At 40.0% G+C, this 15,222-nt stretch carries 16 protein-coding genes; 3 read left to right on the top strand and 13 right to left on the bottom strand.

The genetic code is table 11. The features are described 5' to 3' along the window. Nucleotides 1–73: 73 nt before the first annotated feature. The 3 genes from IBX42_RS08530 to IBX42_RS08520 are packed head-to-tail and all read right to left on the bottom strand — an operon-like array spanning nucleotide 74 to nucleotide 1,838. Nucleotides 74–613: a histidine phosphatase family protein gene (locus IBX42_RS08530; protein WP_294931707.1), complete on the bottom strand. Its 540-nt coding sequence runs from the start codon at nucleotides 611–613 to the stop codon at nucleotides 74–76. After that, nucleotides 610–1,338 (bottom strand): adenosylcobinamide-GDP ribazoletransferase, encoded by a 729-nt coding sequence (locus IBX42_RS08525; RefSeq protein ID WP_294931704.1) that lies wholly within the window; start codon nucleotides 1,336–1,338, stop codon nucleotides 610–612. The genes IBX42_RS08530 and IBX42_RS08525 overlap by 4 nt, the downstream gene beginning before the upstream one ends. Next, nucleotides 1,335–1,838 carry a bifunctional adenosylcobinamide kinase/adenosylcobinamide-phosphate guanylyltransferase gene (locus IBX42_RS08520; protein ID WP_294931701.1) on the bottom strand — a complete coding sequence of 168 codons (504 nt, stop codon included), beginning with the start codon at nucleotides 1,836–1,838 and terminating at the stop codon, nucleotides 1,335–1,337. Before IBX42_RS08520 ends, IBX42_RS08525 begins: the two co-directional genes overlap by 4 nt. Nucleotides 1,839–1,963: 125 nt before the next feature. Between IBX42_RS08520 and IBX42_RS08515 the strand changes: the two genes are divergently transcribed. Beyond that, a complete protein-coding gene (locus tag IBX42_RS08515) occupies nucleotides 1,964–2,254 on the top strand; it encodes a hypothetical protein (protein WP_294931698.1) in 291 nt (96 codons plus the stop codon). Between the two features lie 51 nt (nucleotides 2,255–2,305). On the opposite strand, the gene IBX42_RS08510 is transcribed toward IBX42_RS08515, so the two are convergent. The 10 genes from IBX42_RS08510 to IBX42_RS08465 form a co-directional block, all read right to left on the bottom strand. Then, nucleotides 2,306–2,431 (bottom strand): hypothetical protein, encoded by a 126-nt coding sequence (locus IBX42_RS08510; RefSeq protein WP_281276870.1) that lies wholly within the window; start codon nucleotides 2,429–2,431, stop codon nucleotides 2,306–2,308. 304 nt (nucleotides 2,432–2,735) lie between these two features. Then, the gene (locus IBX42_RS08505; RefSeq protein ID WP_294931710.1) at nucleotides 2,736–4,055 is read right to left on the bottom strand and encodes a cobyric acid synthase; all 1,320 of its coding nucleotides are present in this window, start codon (nucleotides 4,053–4,055) and stop codon (nucleotides 2,736–2,738) included. Between the two features lie 237 nt (nucleotides 4,056–4,292). Next, nucleotides 4,293–4,427 carry a hypothetical protein gene (locus tag IBX42_RS08500; RefSeq protein WP_294931691.1) on the bottom strand — a complete coding sequence of 45 codons (135 nt, stop codon included), beginning with the start codon at nucleotides 4,425–4,427 and terminating at the stop codon, nucleotides 4,293–4,295. Between the two features lie 173 nt (nucleotides 4,428–4,600). Further along, nucleotides 4,601–5,020, bottom strand: a complete 420-nt coding sequence (locus IBX42_RS08495) for a hypothetical protein (RefSeq protein ID WP_294931688.1) — start codon at nucleotides 5,018–5,020, stop codon at nucleotides 4,601–4,603. Next, nucleotides 5,017–6,639: a YcaO-like family protein gene (locus IBX42_RS08490; RefSeq protein WP_294931685.1), complete on the bottom strand. Its 1,623-nt coding sequence runs from the start codon at nucleotides 6,637–6,639 to the stop codon at nucleotides 5,017–5,019. Before IBX42_RS08490 ends, IBX42_RS08495 begins: the two co-directional genes overlap by 4 nt. Beyond that, nucleotides 6,639–7,598, bottom strand: coding sequence for an iron ABC transporter permease (locus IBX42_RS08485; RefSeq protein ID WP_294931682.1), 960 nt, complete (start codon nucleotides 7,596–7,598; stop codon nucleotides 6,639–6,641). Before IBX42_RS08485 ends, IBX42_RS08490 begins: the two co-directional genes overlap by 1 nt. Then, nucleotides 7,591–8,316 carry an ABC transporter ATP-binding protein gene (locus IBX42_RS08480; protein ID WP_294931679.1) on the bottom strand — a complete coding sequence of 242 codons (726 nt, stop codon included), beginning with the start codon at nucleotides 8,314–8,316 and terminating at the stop codon, nucleotides 7,591–7,593. The genes IBX42_RS08485 and IBX42_RS08480 overlap by 8 nt, the downstream gene beginning before the upstream one ends. Beyond that, a complete protein-coding gene (locus IBX42_RS08475; protein ID WP_294931676.1) occupies nucleotides 8,313–9,125 on the bottom strand; it encodes a helical backbone metal receptor in 813 nt (270 codons plus the stop codon). The genes IBX42_RS08480 and IBX42_RS08475 overlap by 4 nt, the downstream gene beginning before the upstream one ends. A gap of 10 nt (nucleotides 9,126–9,135) precedes the next feature. Continuing rightward, nucleotides 9,136–11,046 (bottom strand): TonB-dependent receptor, encoded by a 1,911-nt coding sequence (locus tag IBX42_RS08470; RefSeq protein WP_294931673.1) that lies wholly within the window; start codon nucleotides 11,044–11,046, stop codon nucleotides 9,136–9,138. A gap of 41 nt (nucleotides 11,047–11,087) precedes the next feature. Then, on the bottom strand, nucleotides 11,088–11,531 hold the full coding sequence (locus IBX42_RS08465) for a hypothetical protein (RefSeq protein ID WP_294931670.1): 444 nt from the start codon (nucleotides 11,529–11,531) through the stop codon (nucleotides 11,088–11,090). Between the two features lie 133 nt (nucleotides 11,532–11,664). Here IBX42_RS08465 and IBX42_RS08460 point away from each other — a divergent pair, with 133 nt between their 5' ends. Then, nucleotides 11,665–13,638 (top strand): EAL domain-containing protein, encoded by a 1,974-nt coding sequence (locus IBX42_RS08460; protein ID WP_294931667.1) that lies wholly within the window; start codon nucleotides 11,665–11,667, stop codon nucleotides 13,636–13,638. Between the two features lie 27 nt (nucleotides 13,639–13,665). Further along, nucleotides 13,666–14,991, top strand: coding sequence for an NFACT family protein (locus IBX42_RS08455; RefSeq protein ID WP_294931664.1), 1,326 nt, complete (start codon nucleotides 13,666–13,668; stop codon nucleotides 14,989–14,991). Nucleotides 14,992–15,222: the final 231 nt, after the last annotated feature.

Here is a 15,222-nt window from a genome sequence, read left to right as displayed (position 1 = left end):
TCGAGAAAATTAGAGGTATTTACGAACTTTTTTACAAAAGTGCGTAAGGTCAGTTCTTAAATCTTGGTTTATTTTAGCATACTTCAAGTATGGTTAACGAACCATTCTCAACTTTTATGCCAAAAGCCTCCTCTAGCGTTATGTTGTTTACAAGGCAGAGCAAAACTCTGATAACTCCGGCATGGGTCACTACCAAGATATTCTCTTTTTCAAGCGATGGCAAAAACTCGAAAAAAAACTCTTTTACTCTTTTTTCGTACTCTTCGTGCGGCTCGCCGTCAAGTGCTTCTATCCACTGTAAAAAATCTTTGTACTCCATCTCGCCTTGAGCAATTATTGCATCAAAACTAAGTCCTTCGTGCTTTCCCCATGACTTCTCTCTTAGTCTCTCTGAGAAGATGGCATCTTTTGCATGCAAAGAGTGTTTAAGCGTCTCTCGCGCACGTCTCAAATCAGAGCAGAAAACCGCATCAAACTCCAGTTCGTCAAGCTCTTTTGCAACCTCTTTTGCCTGAAGCTTACCTTTTTGTGACAAGCATATGTCGTTGTGTCCATTGTAGCAGTTCTTGTATCTCTCATCAACTTCGCAGTGGCGAAGAAGTGTTACTCTCATATAAAAAAGCCAAAGAGCAAGATGTTTAAAAGAGTCAGCTCCGTCACTTCAATAGTGAAGCCGTAAACATCCCCACTAAATCCGCCGTATCTTTTAATAAAAAAGCTTTTTATAACAAACAAAACTAACAAAGCGCTAACAAAAAGAAGCAGTTTGTTATAGAGCAGAACTATCAAAAATGAGTAGAAAAGCGTTACGAACAGCTGTGTTTTCGTAAACTCCTCTTTTGCCAGAGTCCCCATTCCCTCTTGTGTGATGTACGGATAGAAGTAGATTGCCAAAACAGCGTTGAGCCTTGAGAGCATGAGAATAAGCGGCAGAAGATAGAAGAGCTCAAAATGCGCCAAAGAGGAGGCTTTTAAGATGAGAAAAGTGCCGCTTACTATCATCCCCATGCCGCCAACATGAGCGTCTTTCATAACCTCTAACGCTTTTTCTTTGCAAACATAAAGTCCGTCCACGGTGTCGCTAAAACCGTCAAGGTGAAGTGCGCCCGTAAGCAAAATCCAAAGAGCAAAGATGATAACGCCTGCATGTAAAGAGGAGGTGTATGGAGCCAAAAGCAGATAGACTCCCCATAAAAGAGCGCCAAGCACAAACCCGACAAGTGGGTAAAACATAACGGCGTAACCGTTTATCCCTTTGTAAAAATTGTGAACCTTGAAAAAAGGAAGAGTGGTTAGCATGGAGACGGCAAGGGCAAAACCTTTAAAAATATCTCTCATTTTATTCTCGTTGAGATGCCGGCTATGGTATGGTAAACCTCGTCGCAAGAAGATGCGATAAGCTGGGATAGTTTCCCGCTGATATCTATAAACTCACGTGCCAAAGCGTTGTCCGGGATAATCCCGCATCCGACATCGTTTAGAACAAAAACCACCGTTTTATCAAGCGCCAAAACAGCTTCTAGCTCTTTTTTCATCTCCGCAAATCCAAAACCGTGATAGAGCATATTGTTTATCCACATGCTGAGGCACTCAACCAAAACAGCACTTTTTTGTTTGGAGATTGGTTCATAGAGTTTCAGAGGCTCTTCAAGCGTTTCAAACTGAGCATCTCTTTGGAGTTTGTGAGCCTCTATGCGTTTTTGCATCTCATCGTCTATAAACTCTGTAGTAGCCAGATATATGGGCTTTTGCAAAGAGTGCTTAAGTGTGTATATCTCCGCATTGAGCGATTTTCCGCTTTTAATGCCGCCGATAAAGAGTGCTTTTTTTGTTTTCATCTTGTGATTTTATCCTAAATTTAAAGTTAGACCAAGGGGAGTTGAGGCTATGGATATATTAAGAATAATTGGAATAGAATGGATTTTGCATATGGTTATAAATTATTTAAAATAGAAGGTTTATCATGAGTAAGAAAAATGCTTACAAGCAAAAAATAGAGGCAGAGTTGGAGTTGGTTTACGCTAAACTCTTAGAGTTCAAAGCAAGAAGCAAGATTTATGCAGCCGATATGAGTATAAAATATAATAAGCGAATCGAAGAGCTTGAAGATAAGTTTGATGCTACAAAAGCAAAATTGAAAAAGCTTGATGAAGCAGGTGAAGAGAAGTGGGAACATTTTAAAGATGATGTAGAGGCTGCTTGGCATTCTCTTAGTTCAGCCGTAAAAGATGTTGCTGAAAAGTTTAAAAAGTAAAAGAGAAGAAAAACCTCATCCGCTGCGTGGGATGAGGCGTAAACTCAAATCTTAGTAAAGATCTTGAGTAGGGTGATTAGTCTTGATGCTATCAGTATTGCCACCGTTGTTTGTATCGTAAGTTACGATGTTGTCAGCTTGAAGAGCACCTAGTGTTAATCCGATTAGTAAAATCAATGTTTTCATTGTCTGTCCTTTGTTAAGAGAGCCTTACCCTCTAGTATTTTTAAATCAGACAAATTTTATCCTATTTAACTTTTAAGCTTCTCACTGTTTTTTAAGTACTCTTTTTAATTAAGACAATTTTTATCTTTTATTGCAAGTTCTGCATAAAAACCTGCAAGCAAGGCTAGAGGCTTAGTGCATTTATTAGACTTCTTGCATAACCCAAAAATTAGATTCCAAATGACCAAAGGAAATGCCCTTGTGGCGCAAGTTTGGAATGACGATGTTTAGGAACTTCCGTCATCCTGAACTTCCGTCATCCTGAACTTGATTCAGGATCTAGGTTATGCAAGAAGTCTATTATAAAATCCACATCCACATGCTGCTCTACATGTTCGGCAAACTCTTCTATTGCCTTTGCTTTGTACTCTTTGAAGTTGTAACCTGCATAGTTTTCGTCAATCTTTGAGAATAGTTTATATCTAAACTCATCGCTCTCAAAGATGCCGTGCACAAAAGTAGCGTAGAGATTTTTCTTCTTTACAACTCTTTTTTTAGCGACACCGTTATGTATCTCATAGCCCTCTATCATATCTCCAAAAAGATAGTAGCACCCTTTTTTGACGATCTTCTCTTTACTAAACAGTACATCGCTTTTTATTCGTCCAAAGCCTTTGACCTCTTGAAGTTCAGACTCCACGCACTCCGGGTCTAAAATACGCTCAAACATCATCTCGTAACCGCCGCAGATGGCAACAATCTTATGTTTTTTTGAAGTCAAAATCTTCTCAAATCCGCGTTCTCTTAGCCACGCCAAATCATCAACTACTCTTTTGCTCCCCGGAAGAACAATCAAGTCACATGCAGATGCCTCTGCAGTGTTTGAGATAAAAGAGAGAGCAACTTCTTTGTCTGCAACAAGCGGCTCAAAGTCTGTAAAGTTGCTGATGTGCTGGAGTTTTATAACGCCTACTTTTATCTTTGCTCTGCTTGTATCTTGCACATAGTTCATTATAGATTGGCTGTCTTCAAAGCCGAGGTTAAATGGTTTATAAGGCACAACACCCAAAGCTTTTATGCCGAACTTCTTCTCTATAATGATTCTGCCCTCATCAAAAAGAGTAATGTCGCCTCGAAATTTATTGACTATAACGCCTATGACATTGTCGCGCAATTTTTTTGGCAATAGTTTATAAACACCGTAGATGGAGGCAAAAACTCCACCGCGCTCTATGTCCGCAATCAGGATAATCTTTGTGTTAAACTCACTTGCTACGTAAATATTTGAGAGGTCTTTGTCCATGAGGTTAAGCTCAACTGGACTCCCCGCTCCCTCGGCAACGATGCAATCATACTCTTCTTTAAGTCTTAAAAAAGCCTCTTTTACGATGGGTTGAAGTGTTTTTATGTCACGGTAATATGCATGTACATCTTTTTCGCCCACGCTTTTACCGTTGATGATAAGATGCGCACTGTTTTTTGAGCCGGACTTTAGCAAAACAGGGTTCATGTCTGTTGTAGTACTGAGTCCGATAGCTTGCGCTGCAAAGTGCTGAGGAATTGCTATCTCGCCGCCATCATCCGTTACATGAGAATTGTTGGAGACATTTTGTGCTTTAAAGGGAGCTACCCTGATACCGCGATGGTGCAGAAGGTAGGTTTATAGCAAAGCTGAGTGTTGATTTTCCCGCATCTGAGCTTGTGCCGAAGATACTAAGTGAGTTCATTTAATGGCTTTTTATGATTTTTTTTATTTTATCTAAAATAATGTTTTATGCTATTGAGTTTATAAAGAAGAGGTTGATGTTTATATAAAGTGGATTAAAGAAAAAATACCTCATTCAGCGGAGTGAATGAGGTGTAAATCCAGATCTTAGTAGAGATCTTGAGTCGGGTGATTGGTTTTGATGCCTTCAGTATTTCCAGCGTTGTTTGTGTCGTAAGTTACGATATTGTCAGCTTGAAGAGCACCTAAAGTTAATCCGATTAGTAAAATCAATGTTTTCATTGTGTATCCTTTTTGGTAAGAGAGCATTACCCTCTAGAGTTTTTGGCCACTATGGCAACACATCTTCTTTTGTCTCTAAAAGAAGATAGCTTTTTTAAATCAGACAAATTTTATCCGATTTAACTTTTAAGCTTATCACGGTTTTTTAAGTAGCGTTTTTATTTAAGAATATTTTATGCTTTACACTTTTTCATGATTTTATTCCAATCCAAATCGAAGTTCTTTTTTACATAGGCTCTATGGTGTGGCACGGTGCACTTTGAGCAGTCTTGATGGATGGCTCCGAGCGCTGCAAGCTTTGAGCCGTTGTTGATGTCGCACTTGCTGAGAATTTTTGCTCCGTTATACTCTGCAACGCCCTCGTCGTTAAACCTAAAGTGCGGACATCCGCAGAGGTAGCAGTTGAGTTTTTCTATGTCATGGCATTTGCGAGGCTCTTTGTAAAGTGGGCAGAAGTCGTTCTCCTCTTTTACCATATTTTCAAAATCAAAATAGTCTATAATCTCATCTTCGCTTAAGCCGCGCGCCAGAAGTTTTTCTACTATCTTTTTATGTTTTTCTCCATGTTGCTCAAACCACTCTTCGTAACTCATGCAATCACTCCTTTTTTCTTTGCTTCAAGTCTATCGTACATCGCTAACATGTTAGTGTAATCGTTATGGAGTGTTATATCTATTAAGAACTCCTCTTTTTTAAGGATTCTCATGGCTTTTTCTACTGTTTCTTGTGTGAAAATAGCATAAAGCCCCTCTCTATGCTCTTCAAAAGAAAGCTCTGCTTCATGCATATGGATAAGTTCTGCGACTACATGTCCAAGTGCGTTTTCTCCAAACTCTAAAAGCTCCAAAGCCGCCTCTCTGTCGTCAAGCAGAAGATATAGATGCGCTTTAAGCTCTGCCATCGTAAAGTTGTTTTGAAATATAACGCCGATGTACTTCTCCATGCTTAAAGAGTTGTCAAGCGATGCTACCTCGTCCAAAATTTCTTCAGGGTCATATTCGCTAAAGTTTAAAACCATATCGCGGATTAGCTTGCCGCTGTTTTTGTTGTTATAGACCAAATCCTCCATGGGATAAACCTCGGAGATACTCGGAATGAGAACCTGACATGAGTAAAATCCGAGGTAGTCATACTCTCTTATGTAGATCTCTTTGTTCATCTCTTTGGCGATTTTTGTTAAAAATTCAAACTCGTCCTGAGTGGTGCTTGCGTTGTATCTCCATGGCGCAAACCCAAAGCTCTTTTTCGTGCTTAAAAACCCAAATCCGAGTTTTCCGTTTGAATCCACAAAGTGAGACTCTAGGTTGAAGCTGTCTGCGACTATGCTCATGTCAAAAGTAGGAGTCTCAAAACTCTCAAGACTCTCCAAATCACGCCCCTGCATAAGCTCCGTCATGGTTCTCTCCAGAGAGACTTCCAAGATGGGATGTGCGCCAAAAGAGACAAAGAGTGTGGAGTTTTGTGGGTTTATTAGCGAGATAGCAGTTACCGGAAATTTTCCTCCAAGCGAGGCATCAAGAACCTCTACGATATAGCCCCGCTCTCTAAGTGCCATGACATCGTTGTAGACTTTTTCAAATGTGGTGAGAAGTTCGGTGGGAAATTTCGGCAGCGCATAACCATTTTTGATGATTTGGAGTTTTGCGTAGCGCTCATATATCTCGCTTAGCGCTTGAACTTGCGCCTCCTTCGGCGTATTGCCCGCCGCCAAACCGTTGCTGACATAGAGATTGCTTAGAATATTTATGGGAAAATAGATGCTTTGGTTGTCGGAAAATCTTTTAAAAGGCAGAGTGAGAATTTTATCCATGAAGTCGCTGTTGTAATCCACCAAATCCTCATCGCCGAGTTCGCTATGAGGGTCGTAAATATTTAGAAGCTCATCATCTAAAAAATCTCCGCCAAACTCAAAAACCGCTTCATCCGGGTAAAGTTTACGGCATGGGAGATAGAAATCACTAAAAAAGTTGTTTGTTTGAAGCCTCTCGATATATTCGCCCAAAGCGCTTGCCATTGAAGCGTCTGAGAGAACTCCTTTGCCGTTTGAGTAGATGTGAGAGGGCGCTTCAACTGAGCTAAGATTTACAGAGTAGCAATTTTGCAGCGGATGTTTCTCTTGTGAAAAAACAACCTTGCAGCCAACATCCTCCAAAACTTTTTGCATCTTTGCGATGGACTCCTCCAGCGGAGCAGTTTTTGATAAAAGATTCACTATTTTTTCCTCATTATAAGATATATAAAAAACGGTCCGCCGATAAGTGCGGTTATTATCCCGATGGGCAGTTCGCTCTGCGTGGAGAGTGCTCTTGTAATTGTGTCACAAAAAACCAAAAAAAGTCCCCCAAAGAGAGCGGTTTTTATGATGCGTCTATTTACGGTCGATGGGTGGATTTTTGCGACGATATGAGGGGTTATAAGCCCCACAAAGCCTATGGGTCCGCTAATGCTCACAAGCGTGCCGATAGCAAAAGAGGAGACGACAAGAAGCACTCTCGTCGTTTTTTTGGTATCCAAACCTTTTAGTTTTGCACTCTCGTTCGAAATGCCTAAAAGCTGAAGTTCAAAGCGGTACATGTAAACAACGCCAACCAAAACAGCGGCTATAAAGCCCACTATAATGGGATTTTGCCATCCGATGACGGAGAGTGAGCCCATAGTAAAGCGGATAAGCATATCGTTTTGGATGGCACTTCCAAGATAGAAGACAATCATAAGAGCGGAGGTGTAAAAGAGCGAAAGTGCGATTCCAAGCAGCAGAAGCGACTCATGGTGTGCATTTTTTAGAAATTTCGAGAGATAAAGAAGCAAAAAGACACTAAAGAGCGCGCCGAAAAAACCAAATAGATGAATGGCGGTAAGACCAAAAAAGAGGCTTCCAAGCCCAAGTTTTATGGCAACTCCCGCACCCAAAACTGCGCCGCTTGAAATGCCCAACGTGTAGGGTGTCATAAGTGCGTTGCGAAAGAGCGTTTGAAACAGCAGACCGCTAAGAGAAAGGATGGTTCCCGCAAAAAAAGCAAACAAAACCCGTGGCACTCTAAGCTCAAAAAAGATATTTGAAGCAAGAGTGGAGAAGTCAAAAATCTTGCCTATCTCAAGCTCTACTGCGCCGACAAACGGCGAGAGTATAAAAACAGAGATTAGTAAAAACCACAGTATAAACCTACCCATACTTCACCGCCAGCGAGAAAAACTCAACTCCCCAAAGCTCTTTTAAAACCTCGTCGTCGAAAAAATCTCTTCCGTAGAGATGCGCTTTTTTCTCTTTTATAAAAGCGATGGGGCTGTCAATATAACATGCCAGATGCAAGTCATGCGTGATAAGTATGACTTGATGCGTCTCCTTTAGCTTTTTTATATATTGTGCGATTATTTTTGAGTTGTGCGGGTCAAGGTTTGCGGTCGGCTCGTCAAAGATGATGATTTTGCTCTCCTGCGTAAGTGCCGCGGCGATGAGGGAGAGCTGCTGTTCCCCTGAACTCAAAGAGGCAAGAGTATGCTCTTTTAGATGTTCAAGTCCTAGAAGCTTTATCTTTTGCGCAGCTATGGCTCTATCCTCATGTGAATACTCAAAAAAGCTTTTTTTATAGGCAAATCTTCCAAGAAGAACAAAATCCTCCAGGGTTATAAAGGAGTCGTAAATCTCAAGTTTTGCAGGGATGTAAGAGATAGTTTTTGCCATCTCCAATAGTGAGAGCTCTTTTGCGTCCACGCCATCTATGTGCACCTCTCCATAATAAGAGATAAGAGCGCAAATAGCGCGTACAAGCGTACTTTTGCCCGAACCGTTCGCGCCGAGTATGCTAAGATGAGACTCTATCTCCATGCTGATATCTTCCAAGATTGTGTCGCTGCCGTAACTGCATGAGAGGGATTTTAGCTTGATCATCTGCTCATCTCATGGCAGAGGCGCTCTATGGTAAGTGCAACTCTATGCGAAGGTATGTGAATATAACTCTCATCTACTACCGTTATGCGTCTGTTTTTACTTGCGTTAGTAGGAAGTGAGTGCCATGCGCTCAAGGCTTTTTCTTTGTCAACCGAGCTGTTTGAGGCGTCTGAGTGGAGTATAATAATCCGGTCGGGGTTTAGAGCTATAACATTTTCATAACTTAAAACGGGTTGGTTAGTTTGGTTAGCACTGTATGCGTTAGTGTTGCCGCAGAGCGTAATTATGTCGTCAAAAAAGATGTTTTTACCCGCTATATAGATACCGCTTCGTAAATCTTCATGCAGACCGTAAACTATCATAACGCTGTGCGGTTTTTTGCTCTTAGGGGCATTTTTTATAGCATACTCAATGCTTTTTATAACCTCTTTGGAGCTTACATGTAGTCTCTCTGCTAGTTCTATAATGGAGCTTTTTATATCGCTAATAGTTTGAAGTTTGAGCATTAAAGTTTCTATCTTAAATCTTTTGAGTTTCTCTAAAGTTTCATGATTGAAATCTTGACCGATAACCAAAGTTGGGGAGAATGCTATGATTTTCTCCAAGTTCGGATTTGAGTAGCCGCCGATAACAGGCAGATTTTGCGCCTCTTTGGGATAGAGTGAAAACGCACTCGTTCCAACCAAATCATCCCCTTTTTGCAAAGCATAAACTATCTCCGCAATAGAGGGGCTAAGAGAGATAATCCTCTCTTTGGCACTGAGCATGAGCGTAAAAAACAGCAGTAGAAAAATGGTTTTTACGCTCAAGAGAGTCTCCTTAGATTTTTAGTTTAAACCCTGCAATGGCAGTGGTTGTGAAGTTTAGAGGGTAGATAGCGTCATCTTCTATCCATAAACCGTTCTTTTGGTTAAAAAGATTGTTTATTTTAGCGAAAAGTTCCAAACTATCTTTTGTGTAGGTCAGGGATATATCCGTACTTTTGTAAGCCTCCTGATTCTGGGCAAAATTATTTTCAAAATCATTCGCTGCATAAGCCTCTGAGCGGTACACTTGTGTAATCGCCAAAGTTGTGTTTTTGTTTGGAAAGTAGCTAAGTGTAGCTTTGATGTTATGGTCTGAAACACCCGGCAGATCATTGCCAGAATAGTCCCCTTCCTCGTCAATAATTGCTCTGACATAGTTATAGTTAAGCGCAATATTGAACTCATCCGTTACTAACCATTTGTCGTAAATATCCAAACCGTATTTATATGATTTGTCTATGTTTGTGTTTATTGCAGTCCTTGCTCCTGAATAATCAGAAAGATAGTAGATTTCATTTTTCAAATCAATATAATAAATAGAGGTTTTAAATTTATTATTTTTTTTGATATAGTTATAACCGATAGTATATGTGTTTGCCTCCATTGGATTTATGGCTCCGCTAAAATACGTCTCATATGTAGATAAATCAAAACCGAAAAATCTATCAATATCAGGTGCTTGATATGAATGTGTATAGTTAGCAAAAACAGATTGCTCTTTATTGAGCATGTAGTTATATCCAAGTTCTCCGCCATGAAGCTTTTTAGTTGTTCTTAGCCCTTCGTTCGCAAAATCATACTTAACTATTTCATATCTATAGCCGGCTTTAACAATTGCCTTATTAAAATTAAATTCACTCATAACAAACCATGCATTGTTTTGCTTTTTGAACTTATTGTTTGATTGAACTCTATCGCCGTCAAATCTATCATATCCAGCTGATATTGAGATTTCATCACTTATATAATCAAGTGTGGCTTTACCGGAGTTGTAGTCATAATCAGAAACAGATGAGTAAGTTATATAGTTTGATTGTTTCTCTTCATGATTTATATCGACATTTAAAGATAGTTTGTCGTTTAAATAGTAACTAAACCCTCCACTAACAGCATCTGTGTCAAACTCCTGTTCGTTTGCACCCCAGTTTGTAGTGCCCGCTTGTTTTGGGTCATTGTTGTACTCCTCAAGCGATAAATAACCTCCATAAATAACATCAGTTCTTGCAAATGAAACACCCGCTCTTAGCTCTAACTCCTCAACTGGAGCGTAAGAGAGATTGAGTGCTCCCGTAGTCAAAGAGTTCTCATCTTTATCTCCGCTGCTGTTTATATTGCGGATTCCATCGCTTTTTTGCGCTTCGCCGCTTGCCGAGACGGAGAGTTTTTCACCGCTGTGACCGAGATAAAATGAACCGCTTGCCGTGCCGTGCGTTCCCATGTAGACGGTTACCTCTTTGGTACTTTTTTTCTTTGTGACGATGTTGATTACGCCCGCATTTGCTCCATCGCCACCAACGACAATACCGCTTGACTTTATGATCTCCAGCCTCTCTATCGAAGCGGGGGAGATGGCAGAGAGCAGAGGCGGAACCATATCTATGTTGTTGATTTTTCTGCCGTTTATGGTTATGACTATATTTTGGTAACCGTCGCCGATGCCGTAACCTCTCATGTCAAGTCTTTGGGAGAGCGGGTTTCCGTAAGAGGGCATCGTCACGACCGAGGTTTGCTGATTTAAAAACTCGTAAACGTTTTGAACATGCGCTTTTTCTATATCCTCTGCCGTATAAATTTCTACCGCGTCGGCAGATCTCAGCTCGTCAGTTTTGATGGCGGTTGAGGTTATTTTTAGAGGGGATAGCTCAATATTTTGAGCGACTAATATGGTTGAAGCCAGTAGCGATAAAAGTATCTTTTTTTTCATGTATCTTTCTTTTCATTTTTTGAGTGTAAGTTTAAATTTTTTTAATGATGATGTTTTTGAGATTGCCACGCTTCACTCGCAATGACGGGAAACTTCGCTCGCAATGACACACAAACGTCACTGTGAGGAGTGAAACGACGTGGCAGTCTCTTTGTTGCATTGAAAAATGGCGGAGAGATGGCGCTGTTTAGAGTTTTAAAGTAGTCAAAAAAGTAGTTTTGATTTGGGTGCAGCAGAAGCGTTTTACGTGTTTTTTTTAAATAGTAACAGTTGCAATGGCAAGGCTTTGCGGAGAGTTCAAGAATACAGAGCGTGGCGGCGAGCTCCTCTTCCTCCAGCTCAGCTTCAAGCTCATCGCTTGAGTATTGTAGCATGTGAAAACTCTGTACACGCGACGTGTTTGCATGGAGTGTTATTTGGTTGACTGTGGCGGTAATCGCGCGCAAAGTAAAGTAGTTTTTGCCGAAGCCTTTTGGAAGTTTCACAAATCTCTCACATCTCTATTTTTCGCAATTATAGCAGGATAAATTTGAAATAATTTTCCCTGTTTGTTGCAATTATTTTACAATCATGTATAATATTGACTCTAAATAGTTATAAAAACAAGGATTTATTAAGGTGTATACGAAATATCCGACATGCCGCAGAGGTGCTTTTTATATTGCTTTGGTATATTTTATTTCCGCACTGTTGTGGATAATTTTATCGGACTATGCAGTTGGGCTTATTGTTGAAGATGCAGACAAGGTTGTTTTAGTAGGTATGTATAAAGGCATCTTTTTTGTTTTGGCAACGACGGTTGTTTTGTACTTTTTGACCTATAAATTTTTCAGCAACATGCAGTCTCAGTATGATAAAAATCTAGAAAATATTGCAAAACATCAAGAGACCAAACAGAGTCTAAAGAACTCTCAAAGAGAACTCTCTAAGTCTAATATGCTTTTAAATACTATCATAAACAGCTCTCCGGATGCCATCTACGCAAAAGACCTCGATGGGAAGTATATACTTTTTAACGAAGCCACGGCAGAGGTAGCAAAACTGAAGCAAGAAGAGGCAATCGGAATGGATGATTACGCCATCTTTAAGCCCAAGACGGCAGATATGCTCAGAGAGATGGACAAAAAAATTATAGCAAGCAAAAAAGTCGTAACGTTTGATGAAAAAACTATATCTAAAGACGGTAAAGAGAGGGTGTTGTTGGTTACGAAAGGTCCCTTGTTGGACAAAGAGGGAGAGGTTTTTGGCATATTTGGAATATCTAGAGATATAACAAGCCAAAAAGAGCATGAACGCTTTTTAGAAGAGTCAAAAGAGAAATTTTATAACCTTTCCTATCAGGACAAGGTAACAAACTTGCCAAACAGGCTGAAGATTAGCGAAGTGTTGGTAGAAAAATGTTCGCAAGAGATACCGTTTTGTCTGATACTTCTCGACCTTGATGAGTTTAAAATAGTAAACGATTCATACGGTCACCGCTTCGGGGATAAACTGCTCTTTGAGGTCTCCAAAGTTCTTGTAGAAGTTTTTGATTCTACAGCTTTTTTAGCACGCATGGGTGGAGACGAATTCGCAATAGCCCTAAACAAAAGTGACAAAAAAGAGATAGAAGCTCTAATGCAAAAACTCCATGCTAAATTTAGCAACCCATTTAAGATAGACATGGTGGAGGTCTACATTACCGCAAGTTCAGGAATCAGTATCTACCCTGATGATGTGCAAAGTATGGAAGAGATGTATCAAGCGTCCGATACGGCTATGTATAATGCTAAAAAACTGGGTAAAAACAGCTTTAGCTTTTATGATGCGGAATTTAAAAAAGAGGCTGTAGCATATACGCAGATGGTAACAAACCTGAAACAGGCTGTTCAAAAGGGCGAACTTGAGCTCTATTTTCAGCCTCAAAATGAAGTAATCAGCGGAAAAATAGTAGGTGTTGAGGCACTTTTGAGATGGAAGAGTGAAGGGAAGATGATAGCGCCTGATGTTTTTATACCATTAGCCGAGAAAAGCTCTCTGATAGTCGAGATAGGCAATTTTGTAATTAAGAGCGGTTTTGAGGTGGCGAAGAGGTGGCATGAGAGAGGAATTTTAAAAAATAGACTCTCCATCAATATATCTGCGCGTCAGCTTACCCATTTGGATTTTATAGTTACTTTAAAAAATATGTTGCGAGAGAGCGGATGCGAAGCCTCATGGATAGAGTTAGAGATTACAGAAAGCTCAGTTTTAGAGAATCCCGAACTTGTTATAAGTCTGCTAGAGCAGATAAGGGCGCTGGGCTTTTATATCTCGATGGATGATTTTGGTACGGGTTACTCTTCGCTCTCTTATCTCAAAAATCTTCCGATTAATAAGCTCAAAATAGATAGATCTTTTATTATGAATATAAGAGAGCAGCCAAAAAACCAGATAATCGTAAAAACAGTTATCTTTTTGGCAAAAGAGCTTGGCATACATATACTTGCAGAGGGCGTGGAGACTGAGCAAGAGCACAGCTTTTTGTTAGAGAACAAAATAGACTCCATCCAAGGCTACTACTACGCTAAACCGATGCCGCTGGATGAGATGGAGAGGCTGTTACAAGCATAGTTGTTTTAAGTGTGATAAAATCTTGTTATGAAACTATCACACCTAAAACAGATTACCGCTTATCTGCAAAAATTTACAAAAATATCCGCTATCTATAGAGTAAGTGACACCATTATAAAAGTTGTTTTTGACAGAGATGATGAACTTTACTTTGAGATGCAGCGCTCAAACTCCAGAATGTTTAAATGCGCCTCCTATGCCCGCTCAAAAGTCTATAATGCTCCCTTTGACGTGCTTCTCTCAAAGCGGTTTAATCGTGCGAATATCTTACATGTAGAAATTTTCGGCGGCGACAAGATATTAAGGTTTAAAACCTCCGTCGCTTCGGCCTACAAGGAAGAGACTACCTATCTGCAGTTTGAATTTACCGGAAAATATACGAACGTAATTATCCTGGATGAAGATGAGGTAGTTCTTGAAGCACTTAGGCATGTTGACCTTTTCTCTTCATTTCGAGAGGTGAGAGTAGGGCAGAAGCTCTTAGATGTTCCGCCGGCTCCCTTTGAGGCAAAAGAGTACCCTATTGGTGATGTTGAAGAGTTTTTGTACAATGAGTATCAAAAAGAGATGGATGAGAAACTATCTTCACTAAAGAAGCAAAAAATCTCGCTTTTAAACAAAAAACTCAAAAAACTGGAGAAACTTTATGAGCAGCTTGACGACGAGGGGGTGCTTAAAGAGGAGGCACAGAAGCTTAGTCATTTTGGAAATCTTCTTTTGGCAAACATGCATAAAATCAAGCCTTATCAAAGAGTTATAGAGCTTGATGATTATGATGGCAAAAAGGTCACTGTTGAGCTTCATAAAGAGTTTTCTTCTGTTGCAAGAATGGCTGATTCGCTCTTTAGTAGAAGCAAAAAAGCAAAACAGAGAGCTTCTCACATGCACATAGAGAGAGAGTCCTTGGACTCAAAAATAGAACATATGAAACTCTTCATCCATACGGTGCAAGAGGCAAAAGATATTGCAAAAATCCAGCTTCTCTTTCCAAAAAATGTTCAGGCTAAAAAAGTAAAAACAAACGACTCTATTGAGACTTTTTGGGTAGATGGGTATAAAGTGAGCCTTGGAAAAAACGAAAAAGGCAATGTGGAACTGCTCCAAAAGGCGCGCGCAAAGGACATTTGGCTTCATATGAAAGAGCGTCCTTCAGCTCACGTAATCATCACAACCGACAAACAAAATATCCCCATATCTATAATAGAGAGTGCGGCAAGACTCTGTGTTGATTTCACAATGTTTCAAAAAGATAGGTATTTGGTCGATTATACTCCACGAAGAGAAGTAAGCATCCAAAGCGGTGCGAATGTACTTTACAATAAGTATAAAACCATAGAAGTTGATACAAGATAAGATATCAAATAAATATCTGACACGAAAGTGTCAAGCTTCAGTGCCTCAGCGGCAAGCGAAGTAAAAGGGACGAGTTCCTTTTGCGGACGAATAAATGAAGGGTTTCTTTCATTTTACGGAGTAAAATTAAGGAATATGTTATGGCGATTGGATTAGTCGGAAATGCAATATATGTGAATCAGCAGACCGCAACTGCTACCGCTTTGCAAAATGCTCATAACAATCGTATTG

The sequence above is a fragment of the Sulfurimonas sp. genome, assembly GCF_014859695.1.
Lineage (GTDB): Bacteria > Campylobacterota > Campylobacteria > Campylobacterales > Sulfurimonadaceae > Sulfurimonas.
The sequence above is the reverse complement of the archived record's forward strand: the minus strand, read 5'-3'. Positions and strand labels throughout refer to the sequence as shown.